Source organism: Micromonospora sp. WMMD730, assembly GCF_049178955.1.
GTDB classification, from domain to species: domain Bacteria; phylum Actinomycetota; class Actinomycetes; order Mycobacteriales; family Micromonosporaceae; genus Micromonospora; species Micromonospora wenchangensis.
Map to the genome: position 1 here is coordinate 5,880,711 of NZ_JBMHML010000002.1, position 14,398 is coordinate 5,895,108.

At 70.0% G+C, this 14,398-nt stretch carries 9 protein-coding genes; 3 read left to right on the forward strand and 6 right to left on the reverse strand.

Features of this window, described 5'->3' with window-relative positions:
• Positions 1 to 10: 10 nt before the first annotated feature.
• Both ACN265_RS24940 and ACN265_RS24945 read left to right on the forward strand, forming a co-directional pair.
• The gene (locus ACN265_RS24940) at positions 11 to 694 is read left to right on the forward strand and encodes a DUF5825 family protein (protein WP_421409860.1); all 684 of its coding nucleotides are present in this window, start codon (positions 11 to 13) and stop codon (positions 692 to 694) included.
• A 466-nt stretch (positions 695 to 1,160) separates the two neighbouring features.
• Positions 1,161 to 2,192, forward strand: coding sequence for a glycoside hydrolase family 11 protein (locus tag ACN265_RS24945; RefSeq protein ID WP_420117763.1), 1,032 nt, complete (start codon positions 1,161 to 1,163; stop codon positions 2,190 to 2,192).
• Between the two features lie 84 nt (positions 2,193 to 2,276).
• Here the strand turns inward: ACN265_RS24945 and ACN265_RS24950 are convergent, their stop codons facing one another.
• The 5 genes from ACN265_RS24950 to ACN265_RS24970 form a co-directional block, all read right to left on the reverse strand.
• Positions 2,277 to 4,727: a ricin-type beta-trefoil lectin domain protein gene (locus ACN265_RS24950; RefSeq protein ID WP_421409863.1), complete on the reverse strand. Its 2,451-nt coding sequence runs from the start codon at positions 4,725 to 4,727 to the stop codon at positions 2,277 to 2,279.
• Positions 4,728 to 5,053: 326 nt separating this feature from the next.
• Complete coding sequence (locus tag ACN265_RS24955) at positions 5,054 to 6,289, reverse strand: RCC1 domain-containing protein (protein WP_421409866.1); 1,236 nt, start codon at positions 6,287 to 6,289, stop codon at positions 5,054 to 5,056.
• Between the two features lie 176 nt (positions 6,290 to 6,465).
• The gene (locus ACN265_RS24960; RefSeq protein ID WP_204923674.1) at positions 6,466 to 7,851 is read right to left on the reverse strand and encodes a lectin; all 1,386 of its coding nucleotides are present in this window, start codon (positions 7,849 to 7,851) and stop codon (positions 6,466 to 6,468) included.
• Positions 7,852 to 8,282: 431 nt separating this feature from the next.
• Positions 8,283 to 10,976 carry an RICIN domain-containing protein gene (locus tag ACN265_RS24965; RefSeq protein ID WP_421409870.1) on the reverse strand — a complete coding sequence of 898 codons (2,694 nt, stop codon included), beginning with the start codon at positions 10,974 to 10,976 and terminating at the stop codon, positions 8,283 to 8,285.
• Between the two features lie 377 nt (positions 10,977 to 11,353).
• Positions 11,354 to 13,012, reverse strand: coding sequence for a glycoside hydrolase family 44 protein (locus ACN265_RS24970; protein ID WP_421409871.1), 1,659 nt, complete (start codon positions 13,010 to 13,012; stop codon positions 11,354 to 11,356).
• Between the two features lie 194 nt (positions 13,013 to 13,206).
• On the opposite strand from ACN265_RS24970, the gene ACN265_RS24975 reads away from it, so the two are divergent.
• Entirely contained in the window at positions 13,207 to 14,097 is an 891-nt protein-coding gene (locus ACN265_RS24975; protein ID WP_421411612.1) for a hypothetical protein, read from the forward strand.
• On the opposite strand, the gene ACN265_RS24980 is transcribed toward ACN265_RS24975, so the two are convergent.
• Positions 14,087 to 14,380: a DUF4326 domain-containing protein gene (locus tag ACN265_RS24980; RefSeq protein WP_421409873.1), complete on the reverse strand. Its 294-nt coding sequence runs from the start codon at positions 14,378 to 14,380 to the stop codon at positions 14,087 to 14,089. The genes ACN265_RS24975 and ACN265_RS24980 overlap by 11 nt on opposite strands.
• Positions 14,381 to 14,398: the final 18 nt, after the last annotated feature.

Here is a 14,398-nt window from a genome sequence, read left to right on the forward strand (position 1 = left end):
GGGAGGCAACGTGTCCACCACCGACACCGGGCCGCGGCCCATCCTGGTCGGTCTCGCCCGGGACCACGATCCGGCCGTCCTGTCCATTCCCGGTATGACCATCGGTCCGGCCGAGCTGCGCGAGCCGGCCGCGGACGCGGTCGCCCGCTGGCGTGCCGAGGGGGTGCGCCGGGTCGACCTTCCCGACGCGGTGGACCTGACGGTCACCGGGGACGACGCGACGGCCGTCGACACGGTCCGCCGGCTGGTGCTGGTCCGGGAGCTGACCAGCCACGGCATCGCCGTGGACTGGCGGCTGCGGCTGCCCGGCGTCGAGGCCGACGAGTGGCTCCCGTACAGCCACCTGCGGGCACCGGTCGAGCTGCTCCCCGCGCCGGGCGGCGAGGGTGACCCGGCCGCGCAGCTCGACGCCTGGGCCAGGGGTTTCTACTTCGACAAGTGCACCTACCGTCGGGGTCCCGGGTTCGTCCAGGTGCGGGACCGCCGCTCCGGTCGGTTGAACCTGCTGACCATCGACGATCCGGCCTACCTGGCGGTGCTCGACCGGTTGTTGAACGGTGCCGCCGTCACGGAGGTCGACCTCGCCATCGCCCGGGACTTCGGCGCGGAGGGTCTGGTCACGAAGATCGGCGAGCTGCTGGTGTGGCTGCCGCACCGGCTGCGCCGCTGGCCCCTGCCGTCGATGGTGATCTGAGCGTCCGACGCCCCACCCGCCCGTCCACCGCCCGCACCCCCGGGCCGGTGGGCGGGCGGTCTCGCGTTCTGCCCGGCTGGTGGTTCCCGAAAGTTTCGGGTATACAGGGGAGGCGGCCCCTTCGCGGCCGAATTAACACATGCCCTCCGCGGGCCCATCTCGGTGACAGCCGACGTCAAACCGTCGAAATCCGCCCCGCGTCCGACCGCTGCTCAGGACGATGTTTCGGGAAGATTTCCGAAACTTGTTGACAGGTGGAGTACCGACACCCTACCGTCGCCATCGACGGCACTCGATGCTGTCGACACCACCCACCGCGACCCGTCCCCCCGGTTCTGCTGGACGACCGGCCCACCACCGCGTGGTGGCACACCGTATGACCGGCTGCCGCACCTGGCCACGGACAGTCCACCGGGTCGTACCGCGTCGCTGGCGTCCGCCAGCTGTCACGAGGAGGAACACGTACATGAGCGACACCTCGACCCGACCGCGAAGGAGCGGTCGCCTGCGGCTGCTGCTCAGCGCCGCGTGCGCCGCGGCGCTCGCCGTCACCGGCACGTTCATCGCCTCGCCCAACGCGTACGCGGAGAACGACCGGACCCTCACCTCCAACCTCACCGGCACGCACAACGGCTACTTCTTCTCGTTCTGGAAGGACAGCGGCAACGCCAGCATGACGCTGCGCGCCGACGGCCGCTACAGCAGCAGCTGGGACCGGAGCACCAACAACTGGGTCGGCGGCAAGGGCTGGGCCACCGGCACCCGGCGGACGGTCAGCTACTCGGGCAGCTACAACCCGGGCAACAACAACACCTACCTCGCCCTGTACGGCTGGACCCGCAACCCGCTCATCGAGTACTACGTCGTCGAGAACTTCGGCAGCTACAACCCGAGCAGCGGCGCCACCCGGATGGGCACGGTGACCACCGACGGCGGCACCTACGACATCCTGCGCAGCCTGCGGGTCAACGCCCCGTCGATCGACGGCAACCAGACGTTCTACCAGTACTGGAGCGTCCGGCAGCAGAAGCGCAGCAGCGGCACCATCACCACCGCCAACCACTTCGACGCCTGGGCCCGCGCCGGCCTGAACCTCGGCACCAACCACAGCTACCAGATCATGGCGACCGAGGGCTACCAGAGCCAGGGCAGCTCCGACATCACCGTCCGCGAGGGTGGCAGCGGCAACCCGACCAGCGGGCCGACCGGCAACCCGACCACCCCGCCGGCCGGCGGCAACTGCACCGCGGTGCTCTCGGCCGCCGAGCAGTGGGGTGACCGGTTCAACCTGAACGTCGCGGTCAGCGGCACCAGCAACTGGGTGGTCAGTCTCGGGCTGAACGGCGGCCAGAGCATCCAGAACAGCTGGAACGCCTCGGTCAGCGGCACGAGCGGCACCGTCACCGCCAGGCCGAACGGCAACGGCAACAACTTCGGCATCACCATCATGGCGAACGGAAACTGGACCTGGCCCACGGTCAGCTGCCGAACGGCCTGACCCCGACCAGTTCCTGAGCGCACGCGACGGCGGGCGGTCCCGGTGACACCGGGACCGCCCGCTTGCTGCGTCAGGTGGGGCTGCTCAGCCGCGTATCCACTGCTGGTTGCTGCCGCCGTTGCAGGTCCAGAGCTGGACGGCGGACCCGTTGGCGGTGGCCCCGCCGTTGATGTCCAGGCACAGCCCCGAGGCGACCCCGACGATCGTGCCGTCGGCGTTGAGCCGCCACTGCTGGTTGGTGCCGCCGGTGCAGCTCCAGATCCGGGCCCGGGTCCCGGACGCGGCGCTCGCCACGTCGAGGCACTTGTTGCCGTAGACGGTGAGCTGGTTGGTGGAGCTGAGCGACCAGCGCTGGTTGGCGCCGCCGTTGCAGTCCCAGATCTGCACCACCGCGCCGTCGGTCTGGCTGGCCCCGTTGACGTCGAGGCACCGGTTCGAGCCCGCGCCCCGGATCTCACCGGTCGGGGTGCCCGGGGAGCCGACGGCGGTCACCGAGAGGTTGTCGAACTGGGCGGTGACGCCCTGGCCGGTGCCGTACCCGATCTGGCCGGCGACCCAGGTGGAGTCGGTGGCCGTGCCGACGGTGGTGCCGTCGATGGCGGCGGTCAGGGTGCTGCCGTTGAGCGTGAACGACAGGTTGTGCCACCGCCCGGTGCCCAGCGCCGAGGTGTTGCCGCTGGCCAGGGTGCGCCAGTTGCCGCTGGTGTTGTTGCTGCGGATCGACCAGGCCCCGCCGTCGGTGACCCGGAAGTAGTACCCGTTCATGTTCTGCGGGCCCTGGTGGTTGTAGGTGTTGCCGCGCCCGATGAGCTGCGCGTAGCCGGACTTCTCCAGCAGCACGTCGGAGGAGACCGTGTAGTTGCGCCAGGTCAGGTCGCCCAGCAGGGTGTACGGCTCGGCCTGGCCGGAGGTCCAGTAGATCGGTGCCTGCTCGGACATCTGCCGCACGCACTGCCCGCTGCGACCGGCGGCGCACCCGGCGATCTCGAACGAGCCCTGCTGGTCCATCAGGTACCGCGCCTCGCGGCCGGTGGCGTACGAGTCGAAGGTGTCGGTGTACGGCAGCTTCAGGTTGCCCTGCGCCGGGCTGGCCGCCGTGCCCTTGCCCTGCCCGCTGGTGGTGGTGATGCTGTAGACGTAGCCGGGCTGGACGGTGAGCGAGAAGCGCCCGCCGCTCGGGGTGATGTCGCTGCCCCGCACGAAGTGGTCGGCGGTGTTGTTGGAGCGTACGTTCGTCGACCAGACCCGCACCGTGCCGGTGGACAGGCCGCCGGTGACGGTGAAGTCGAGGGTCTGCGCGCCACCGGCGTCCATCGTCTCGATGATGATGCTGTAGTCGCTGTTGTTGGTGGACTTCAGCGAGACGTAGCTGCCGTTGTTACGGTTGCCGCCGATGTACCCGCTCGACGCGTCGAGATAGCGCCAGCCCGGTGCGGTGAACTGGGTGGTCTGCGCCATCACCCAGGCGTTCTTGCCGATCGAGTAGGCGCCGGACCACGGCTGCTGGGCCACCGCCACGCCCGTGGTCGCCCACGGGATGTTCGGGGTGATGGCGGCGATGACCGGCCAGTTGATGTACGCGGTCATCTTGCCGTCGAGGTAGCCCCGGTTGATGCCCCGGGCGAGCGCCTGCGCGCCCGCGTTGTAGTCGTCGGAGCCGTTCTCGCTGGCCCACAGCGACTTGCCGGTGGACACCGCGTTGTTGGAGCTGGGGCAGCTGGTCTGGGCGCTGCGGTAGCCGCAGACGTAGTGGCTGCCGAAGACCTGCACGGCGTTGCCGAAGGCCGGGTCGCGCAGCGACTCGTCGGCCGCGCCCCAACCGAAGTCGTCCGAGGCGACGATCTTGACGTTGCTGTAGCCGCGGGCGTTGAGGGTCGAGCGCAGGTTCTTGTACCAGGTGGCGTTGTACCCCTTCTCGTTCCACCCGCCCAGGTAGTTGATGGTCAACCCGTGGGTGCCCGCGCAGTCCAGCCAGGCCACCAGGTAGTCGATCGAGTCGGTGGACCAGAAGTTGCCGTTGCCGATCCAGCCGGGCGCGCCCCAGGCCAGGCCGACCAGGGCGATGTTGGGGTTGCGGGCCCGGGCCTGCTCCATCATCCACCACTCGTAGCCCCGGTTGCAGTTGATGCTGCCCCGGGTGTGCTCGTGGCTGGGCTCGGCGCCGGAGGTGGAGTTGGTGTCGCCGCCGATCTCCACCTTCATCAGCTGCATCGCCGCGCCGTAGCCCGGCTTGAACAGGTAGTCCAGGATGTCGCTGCGCTGTGGCTCGGGGTAGTCGACGAGCAGCCGGCTGTTGCCGCCGCCACCGCTGACCGCGCCGATGCCGTCCAGCGCCCGGCCGCCGGACCCGCCGTTGATCGTGATCGCGGTCGCCGCCTGGGCGGGCGAGGCGAACCCGGTGAGCACGGCCGCCGCCGCGACCGTCGCCCCGAGCAACGATGCGGCCCACCGCCGGGGACGCCATCCGCTGTGCCATGGTCCGCGCGGTGCCCCGCCGCCACCCACACTCCATCGACGACTTGTTGAACTGAACATCTGACTCGCCTCCCCAGCCGGTCTCCGGCCCCGAAGCTCTCCGGCGCGGGACGGGACACTGCCCGTGACCCACGCGGCCCTGACATCGTTGATCATCGATGATTAGACGTCACATGTTAGGCACCGTAACGCGCGTCGGTCAACGTCGCCAGTGGAGTGAAACCGCCGATCAAGCCGCCTTTCGGCAACCACCACCGATGGGGGACTTTTGTAATGATCAGACGAATGTGCCGGCGGAGCACCGCACCGGCAGGAGGCGGGCACACCGCCGACCCGGCCGTCGCCGGATCGGCGGCGGCGCGGGTCGGCGGCGTGGCGCGTCCGGGTCAGCCCGGCAGGACCAGCTGCGCCGGGGTCGAGCGGTGGGTGGTGGTGCCGTCACCCAACTGCCCGGACATGTTGTTGCCCCAGCACCACAGGCTCCCGTCGGTACGCACGCCGCAGCTGTGGTAGCTGACGGACAGGTTCTGCGTCCACGTGGTCAGGGTGCCGACGCGCAGCGGTGCGGACCGGTGGGTGGTGGTGCCGTCACCCAACTGCCCGAACCCGTTGTTGCCCCAGCACCACAGGCTCCCGTCGGTACGCAGCGCGCACGACGAGTCCACGCTGGCGTCCACCTTCGTCCAGGTGGTCGCGGTGCCGACCTGGATCGGGCTGGTCTGCACGCCGGTGCCGGCGCCGACCTGGCCGTACCCGTTCTCGCCCCAGCACCACAGCGTCCCGTCGGTACGGTTCGCGCAGGTGTGCGCGTGCCCGGCCGTCACGCCCGCCCACGAGGTCGCGGTGCCGACCTGCGCCGGGGTGGCCCGGTAGCCGAGGATGCCGACGCCGAGCTGCCCGTCGGTGCTGTCGCCCCAGCACCACAGGGTGCCGCCGGAACGCACGCCGCAGCTGTGCGCGTACCCGGTGGTGACGCTCGTCCAGGTGGTCTCCGTGCCCACCTGCACCGGGCTGGTCGCCCGGGAGGGGGACGTGCCGACGCCAAGCTGCGCGTTGCGGTTCAGGCCCCAGCACCACAGGGTGCCGGTGGTCTGCACGCCACAGGTGTGGTTGGCACCCGCGCTGACGCTGGCCCAGGTGGTGGCGGTGCCGACCTGCACCGGGGTGCTCCGGCTGGTGGTGGTGCCGTCACCGAGCTGCCCGCTGTAGTTGCCGCCCCAGCACCACAGCGTGCCGTCGGTGCGGATCGCGCAGGTGTTGCTGGTGCCGGCGTCGACCTTCGACCAGGTGGTGGCGGTGCCGACCTGCACCGGGGTGGTGCGGTTGGTGGTGGTGCCGTCACCGAGCTTGCCGCCGAAGTTGTCCCCCCAGCACCAGAGCGTCCCGTCGGTGCGGATCGCGCAGGTGTGCAGGTCACCGGTGGCGACCTGGGAGACCGTGGCGGCGGCGAGGGCGGTGTTGGACGCACCCCGCTCCGCGACGGTCGTACCCGCGACCGCCGCACCGGCCGAGAGGCCCACCGCGAGCGCGGCGACCCCGAGCGAGACCGCTGCCGCGGCGCCGGCGGTGCGGGCCGCCCGTCGCCAGCGGGCCCACAGCCGATTGTCCTGTTGTGCGTTCATGTTCTGTACTCTCCCCAGACGAACGTCGATTTCTGCACGGCGGAGGCAGCGTCGCCCCGGCGGGCCACCTCGACCCACCTCGTACAGCAGTGAGCCTATGCATTGAATCGCATCAATGCGAGGTCCCGCCGGGGCGACCTGGTACTACCGTTGTCCGCAGCTGACGTCCGAACGGCTCAGGTCCGGCTCCACCGTTGGCCGGCGCTGCCGTTGCAGTCCCAGATCTGGGTACGCGTGCCGTTGGCCGTACCACTGCCGACCACGTCCAGGCAGCGGCCCGAGCCGACGGCGGTGATCGTGCCGTCGGCGTTGAACCGCCACCGCTGGTTGGCCTGGCCGTTGCAGTCCCAGATGATCACCGAGCTGCCGTTGGCGGTCGCCGCGCCGTTGACGTCCAGGCACTTGCCGCCGAAGACCCGCAGCTCCTGGGCGGCCGTCGAGGTCCAGCTCTGGTTGGTCTGCCCGTGGCAGTCCCAGATGATCGCCGCCGAGCCGTTGGTCTGTGCGCCGCCGTTGACGTCCAGGCAGCGCCCGGAGGACGAGTTGCGCAGCGCGCCCGTGCCGCCCGGGGGCGGGGTGGTCGGGGGCGGGGTGGTCGGGTTGCCGGTCGGCGTCACCGTCGGGGTCGGCGTCGGAGTGGTGCCGCCGAACTGGGTGAAGAACCGCCACACCTCACCCTTGGTCCAGGTCCGCACGCCACTGTCGCCACCACCGTCGACCGGGCCCGGGGTGTGCCCGCCGTCGAACGCGGCCCACACGACCGGGTAGCCGGAGCGGCAGCCGGAGTAGGTGGTGGTGATGTGGGTCAGGCTGCCGGCGCGCGGCTCGGGCGGGCTCTGCGCCGTACACCCGTTGTTGCGCACGAAGGTGTCCCGCAGGGACCGGCCGGCCGAGACGTTGAGCACCGGGTCCCCGATGCCGTGGATGCCCATGTAGGCGATCGGCTGACCGCCGCCGCTGCACCCGCTGAGCTGTCCGCCGGAGTAGACCGCGACGGCCCGGAAGACGTTCGCCCGGGAGCAGGCCAGCGAGTAGCTCATCCCGCCGCCGTAGCTGAAGCCCAGCGCGAAAAGCTGCGTCGTGTCGACGCACAGGTCGTTCTCGATCAGCCGGACCATGTCGTCGACGAAGGTGACGTCCTGGCCGCCGGGGTTGGCCCAGCCGTTGCCGTTGCCCTGGGGAGCCACGAAGATCGTGCTGTTGTTCGCCTGCTGGCGCAGCCCGTAGTAGGACCAGGCGGCCCCGTCCGACCCACCCCCGTCAACGTCGTTGGCGGTGCCGCCGTTCCAGTGGAAGCCGAAGATCAGCCGGTACTGGTGGTTGCGGTCGTAGTTGTCGGGGATCCGGAGGATGAAGCTGCGGTTCTGGCCGCTGCTCTGGATGGACCGCTGGCCGCTGGTCAACGTGGGTGCCTTGCCGCACCCGGCGGTCGCGGCGGCTGCCGAGACACCGGCCGCCGCGGCGGTGGTCCCCGGGCCGCCGGCGAGGGCCGTCGCACCCACGGTCACGACGAGGGCCGCCGCCGCCGCGAGGGAACCAAGGATGGGTCTGCGCCTTGTCATGAGGGGGCTCCTGCCACTCGTCATGGACTGGTTCGGGGGGTACGGGGTCCACGCCGATCCCGACGTGTCGCGCCCGACGCGCTCCCGCTGACCGCACCCGCCAAGGACGGAACACCAGGAGACGCACGATGCGCCCACGACGCCGGCCGGCTCGTCGCCGCGGCTGCCAGCCGATGGTCCCGCTGCCCGGCGGGACCGACTGGTCGTCGAACCGATCGGTGGTCCATGTCGCGCCCGGACGCCACCGGCCGAGGCCCGGAGCAGTGACACCGGACGTCGAATCGATTCGGCAAGACCCTAGGTCGAACAGTGAAATATGTCAATGCTGTGTCGGGTCGGTTGCGACCCGGGGTCGGCCGCCCGACGGCGGCGAACCGCAGGTCACGGCGCGGTTCCCCGGGGCCGGGCCGACCCGGCCCCGGGGACGCCGGTCAGTTGCGCAGGCTCCACTGCTGGTTGGTCCCGCCGTTGCAGGACCACAGGATGATCTTCGTGCCGTTGGCGGTCGCCGCGCCGTTCGCGTCGAGACAGAGCCCCGACTGGGCGTTGGTCAGGGTGCCGTTGGCGTTGAGGTTCCACTGCTGGTTGGTGCCGCCGTGGCAGTCCCAGATGATGACCGTGGTGCCGTTGGTCGTACCCGCGCCGTTCGCATCCAGGCACTTGTTGCCGTTCGTGGTCAACTGCTTGCCGCTGGTGTACGTCCACTGCTGCCCGGTGCCGCCCGTGCAGTCCCACAACTGCACCTGGGTGCCGTTGGTGGTGCTGGCGTTGGGCACGTCGACGCAGCGGCCGGACTGCCCGCCCACCAGCCGGCCACCCTGCTGGCCGCTGCCGGTGCCCTGCTGGCGGACCAGCGAGCTGGACTCGGCCGACCGGTTGCCCTGGGCGTCCACCACGAACAGCCGGTACTCACCCTGGTTCGTCGGCACCGCGATGGAGGTGGCGGTGCCCGCCGCCCGGGTCATCGTCGGGCCGGCGGTGAAGGTGGTCGTGCCGGCCGGGGCCAGCCAGACCGTCCTTCCCGCGTCGCCGGTGCTGCGGATCGGGATGGTCGCCGAGGCGCTGGTGACGAAGGTGCTGGCGGGCAGCACGTAGTTCGGCAGGGAGAGGTTGGCCGCCGGGACGATGTCCCGGTACGCGTCCTCCAGCCCGGAGTTGGCCGCGATGCCGTACGCCGCAGCCGGCCAGACATAGTCGGACGAAACCAGGATGTCGTTGACCGTGCTGTTCGGCAGGTTCTTGTTCGACACCTTGTTGATCGGGCCGTAGATCTGGGTGATGCTCAGGTCGTGCTTGCGCCCGAAGTCGTCGGAGTTGATCATCCAGGTGATGTTCTTGTCCACGCTCAGCACGTTGTCCCGGAACGTGATGTACGCCGAACCCTCGTCCGGGTGCAGGCCGTACTTGTGCCCGGACGGCACACCCTGCAGGTAGTTGTTGGTGATCGTCGTCCCCGGCTGGGCACCGAGGGTGTAGATCGGTGCGGTGTCGCTGAGCCGCTGCACGGTGTCGATGATGTGGTTGTAGCTGATGGTGTTGTTCCGGGCCGTCGTGGTGGGCCGGTTCGGCGCGATCGAGCCCGATGACCCGTCGAAGTTCCACCAGCCCCAGCCGAGCGTGATGCCCGACCACGGCGACTTCTCGATCCGGTTGCGCTGGATCGTCAGGGTGTCCACGAAGTACGCCGAGATGGGGCTGTGCCCGTTGAACAGCACCGCGCTGTCGTACAGGTAGTTGTTCCTGATCTCGATGTTCTTCGGCAACCCTTCGACCTGCGGCAGCCACTTCTCCCGGTTGGTCGACGTGCCGTCGCCGATGTAGACGTGCTGGGGGTGGCCGACGGTGATCGCGGAACCGGCGATGTCGTTGGTGAAGTTCCCGGTCAACTGGCTGTTCTGCACGTCGTTGACCATGTTGACCCCGTCGGCGCCGCTGTGCTGGATGCGGTTGCGGCTCAACAGGATGCCGTCGGCGTTCTCCACCTGGATCATGCCCGGGGTGACGTCGACGTTGCGGTAGTAGTAGTCGTGGAAGTTCCGCTTCGCGTACGCCTGCGCCCCGAGGTTGCCCTGCTGCGCCTGCTTGAACGACGAACCGGCGACGGTGAACAGGTTCCAGTCGGAGTGCTGCACGGTGAGCCCGGCGAACGTGATGTTGCGGGCGTGGTTGTTCGTCGAGGTGCCGGCGACCCGCACCAGGGTGGTCACGTTGTTCGGCGCGAACACCGACGCGGTCGTCATGTTCTCGGCGCTGCTCTTGTAGTAGTAGAGCGTCCTGCTGCCCTTGTCGAAGAAGAACTCACCGGGCGCGTCCAGGAACTCGTAGGCGTTCATCAGCTTGTGGCTGCCGCCGCTCTGGGCGTTGCCGTTGAACGCGCCCTGGGCGATCGCGGCACCCGGCTGCTGGAACAGCGCCACCCGGTTCGCGCCGTCGGAGGTGACCTGGCGTACCCCGACGATGGCGGTGGTCCAGGTGGTCGCCGTCTCGATCTCGATGTCCTCGGCGTTGCGGGCGACGGCCGGGAAGTCGTTCAGGTTGTACTTCGCGCCGTCGCACTGCGAGCCCGACTCCCAGGCCCACGCGGCCTGCCCGGCCGTGACGTTGTACGTCCCGTAGCAGCCCGCCGAGCCGACCGTCTTCGTCGCCATGACGGCCCGCTTGTCGTTGACGTAGAGTGCGCGCAGCTTGTTGGCCCGGTCCAGCGGGGCCTTCCAGATGTTCCCGCTGTGCTGGGTCCACCCGGTGACCGGAACGCCCCCGTCGAGCACCGGGGTCTCACCGGGGTAGGCGGAATAGCTGACCCGGTAGCCGTTGCTGCCGGAGTCGGCCGCACCGAACTCGATGGTGCTGCTCACCGGATACCGGCCGCCCCGCAGGTAGACCTGGATGTCGCCGGCCATGTTCGCGTTAACAGTACGCACCACGTCCCGCGCGCGTTGCATCGTCCGGAACGGGGACTCGAGGGTGCCCGGGTTGCTGTCACTGCCGTCCGGCGCGACATAGTACGTTGCCTGGACGGCGGCCGAGGCCGACAGCGGGTGCGCGACAACGGCCGGCACGGCGGCCGCGACGAGCAGCGCACCTGCCAGCAGCGACCTTCGCACGGCGGAGAGGGCTGGGTTCACGTACCTGTCCTTTCGCATGCCGCCCACAGCCATGTCCGCTGGACACTCGTCCCGGGGGTGCGACAGTGAACCCGCCGTACGAACATGGAACGACCCGGCGGGAGGGCGTGCGCGCTCCCGGCGGTTCGACCGTTGGCGGGTTCCTGGGGAAGACGCCGTGACCGACGGCGGCAGGGTCCACGTGCGAGGCGAGCGGGGTCACTCCCTGCCACCGGGAACTCCCGCCGCCCGCGCACACGCTCCTGCCCGTGGTCACGGAATGCTGCCTGAAGCGTAGGCGTCGGAATCGGCGGAGGCAACCACCAATTGTCAACCGCCTATGCGTAATCGTGATCGACGGCACCCACCGTCGGTGCTGCCCGGGTCTCCTCGCGGCCTCAGTGCCGACGTTGCGGCACAACGAGCAGCGTCACCGAGTTCGCCGGGTACGTCGCGCTGACGCCACCCCGGTGCACCCGGAGGTCCTCGCCCCGGACGATCGAGGTGAGGTCGGCCGGACCGTAGCTGAACCGCTGCACCCGCTCCCCGCCGCGGAATCCGGCGAGCGCGGTCCGTGAGGTCAGGTCCCGGTCCGTCTTGTTGACCACCATCACGGTGAGCGCCCGGTCGGACGAGCGTTGCGCGGCGTAGACCGCGAGCTGCCCCTGGTCGCTGCTGGCCGCCGACACGCTCACGTCGCCGAACCTGCCGCCGGCGCCGTCGTAGTTGCGGTACATCCGGAACGCGTACGCCCCGGGGTCGGTCGGTTTCGGTTCGCCCCAGATGGTGGCCAGGTCCAGACCCTCACGCCCGAAGATGCCGAGCACGTCGGCCTGGGCGAGCGCGCCGTTGATGTCGTCCAGCGCACCCCAGTTGTATTCGGTGATGGCGACCTTCGTGCCGGGGTAGTGCTGGGCGACCCACGCCTTCATCTGGCGGATGAACTGCAACGGCGGCGCGTTCACCCCGCCGGGGCCGATCCACGACTCGTCGACGTACGTCGGGTCCCACAGGGACCGGGTGGAACGCAGCCGCAGCGCGTTGGAATCCGGGTCCTTGCCGCCGCTGATCTGCGGGTAGTAGTGCTGGTCGAAGTAGTCGAGGAAGCGCCTGCCGCCGTGGGCGTCGCTGAAGTCCTTCATGTTCTTCAGGTACCACTGGGAGAGGTTGAGCCCGCCGTGCGCCGCCGCGTCCGCGCCGGGCGCGCAGCCGTCCAGCCCGGACGCCACCCACTCGCAGTAGCCCCAGCCGGACGGGCCGAGCACCGCCGCACGCGGGTCGGCGGCCTTGATGGCCGCGGCGGTCGCCGTGCCCTTGCCGCCCAGTTCGTCGTAGCTCACCGGCTCGGGGTGCACGTCGCGGTGGGTGGAGTTCCACAGGACCGGCTCGTTGTCGAGTTCGTAGATCGACACGCCGCCCCGGGCCGCCGGGCCGAACTGGTTCACGAGATGCGACACCATCTCGCCCGCGAACGCCGGGCCGGCCGGGATCGAGGTGTCCGTGGGGACCGCGCCGGTCAGGTTCGCGTCGGCGTGCCGGCCGTTGCCGCAGTTGGGGTCCCACTGGTCGAACGAGTCCTGCTCCGGGAAGCGGGTGGCGGGGAAGCCGCAGGCGAACGGGTGCGACGACGGCGAGTCCTTCGCCACCCAGCCGATCAACGGCACGGCGACCACCTGTTTCGTGCCGTGCTCCCGGTTGCGCCGCACGAACGCCTCGACCGTGTTGTCCGGCCCGGCGACGATGTTCTCGAAATACCAGTCGCTGCCGGTGTTGTAGGTGTGGTTCCGGAAGTTGTAACGGCTGCTCGCGTTGCCACCCCAGCGGGCCACCGGCGTGCCGAGTTCGGCGACGAGCGCGGGATCCCCGCCGTTCATGCCGTAGATGTCGGGGCTGATCCGGTGCCGGGCGGCAGAGACGTCCACGGTCAGGGCGGGCCCGTCGGTGGCGGCCGCGGCCGGGCCGACACCCGCCTGGGTCGCCAGCAGCCCCACCACGAGGGATCCGGCCAGCCCGATCACCGTGGCCGGTCGTGGCTCACGCCGTCGTCGTACACCCATCGGAGCCTCCTGTCACCGATCGGCCACCAAGCCGAACCCCCACCCACATTACGGGTCACCACTATCAAGTCAATCGATTCCATGCATCGACGACCGACGATCTCGATACAGCCGGACGAGCGGGGTGGCATTTCATCGACATCGATGCAAAGCTGTTCACGTAGCTGCGCGTGTCCACCCGGACACACTGGGCGATGGTGGTGGTTCCGTTGGAACAACTTCCGCTGTGGGGGCCGAGCACCGACGTGCCGCCACCCCCGAGGCCGGTCCTCACCCGGCCGGTGACGCTCCGCCTCCTGATCACCGTGAAGACGGCACCCAACCCCTCCACCAGCTACGGCGAGACGGTCTGCGTCGGCGCGCTCAGCCTGGCCCCGCCCTGGACGGGGTGGATCCGGCTCTACCCGATCCACTTCCGCGAACTCGCCGCCGACAGCAGGTTCCGCCCGTACGACATCGTCCACCTCGACGCGCTGCCGGCCCGTCGGGACCCACGCCGCGAAAGCTGGCGGCCGATCGTGCACACCATCACCACCGAGCAGCACCTCGCCAGCGGGCGGTCCCGGCGCAGCCTTCTCGACCCGCTCGTCGAGGACTCCATGTGCCGGCTCAACGAACGGGCCCGTGACGACCACGGCGCGCGGTCGATCGCCCTGGTCCGCGTCGCCGACGTCGCCAGCCTGAAGGTCGAACGACGGGACGGCTGGTCGCCGGAGGACCGCAGAAAGATCGCCAGCTACCTCAACCAGCTCGACCTGCTGGAGCCGTCCAGGCGCAGCCCGCCGGAGGCACCGCGATTCACCGGCACCTACCGCTACCGGTGCGCGGACCGCCGATGCCGAGGACACCGGCAGACCCTCTGGGACTGGGAGTTCGTCGCCCTGCAACATCGCCTGACGCAGCTCACCGACGCCGAGGCCGAAGACCGGCTCCGACACAGGTTCTTCACCCAGCTCTGCGCCGCCGACCGGGACGTGGCCTTCTACGTCGGCAACCAGGCGGCGAGACCGCAGTCGTTCAGCATCGGCGGCGTCTACGCACCGCGCCGGTCCGCCACCCGGTACCGGCTACGCGTCAACCGATGATCTCGGTCAACACGTCGGCATGGCAAGGGTCCTCCGCCCGGCACCAGCACGCCAACTGTTTCCCGGCCAGATCCCGCCGCGCCCGCTCCACCAGCTCCGGCTGCCCGGTCAGCCACTGCCGGTACAGCCGCAACGCCTCGGCCCGGCCGTGCTCACGAAGGCTGAACGGATCGGCCCACGGAGAACGCCGCAACCCGAACCCCTGCCGCCCGACGTAGACGGCACCGGCCGGCACCACCGGGTGGTAGAGGTCCCCCTGCACGCGAACCCGTGACTGCGCCACCCTCCGCCCTCCCGTCGG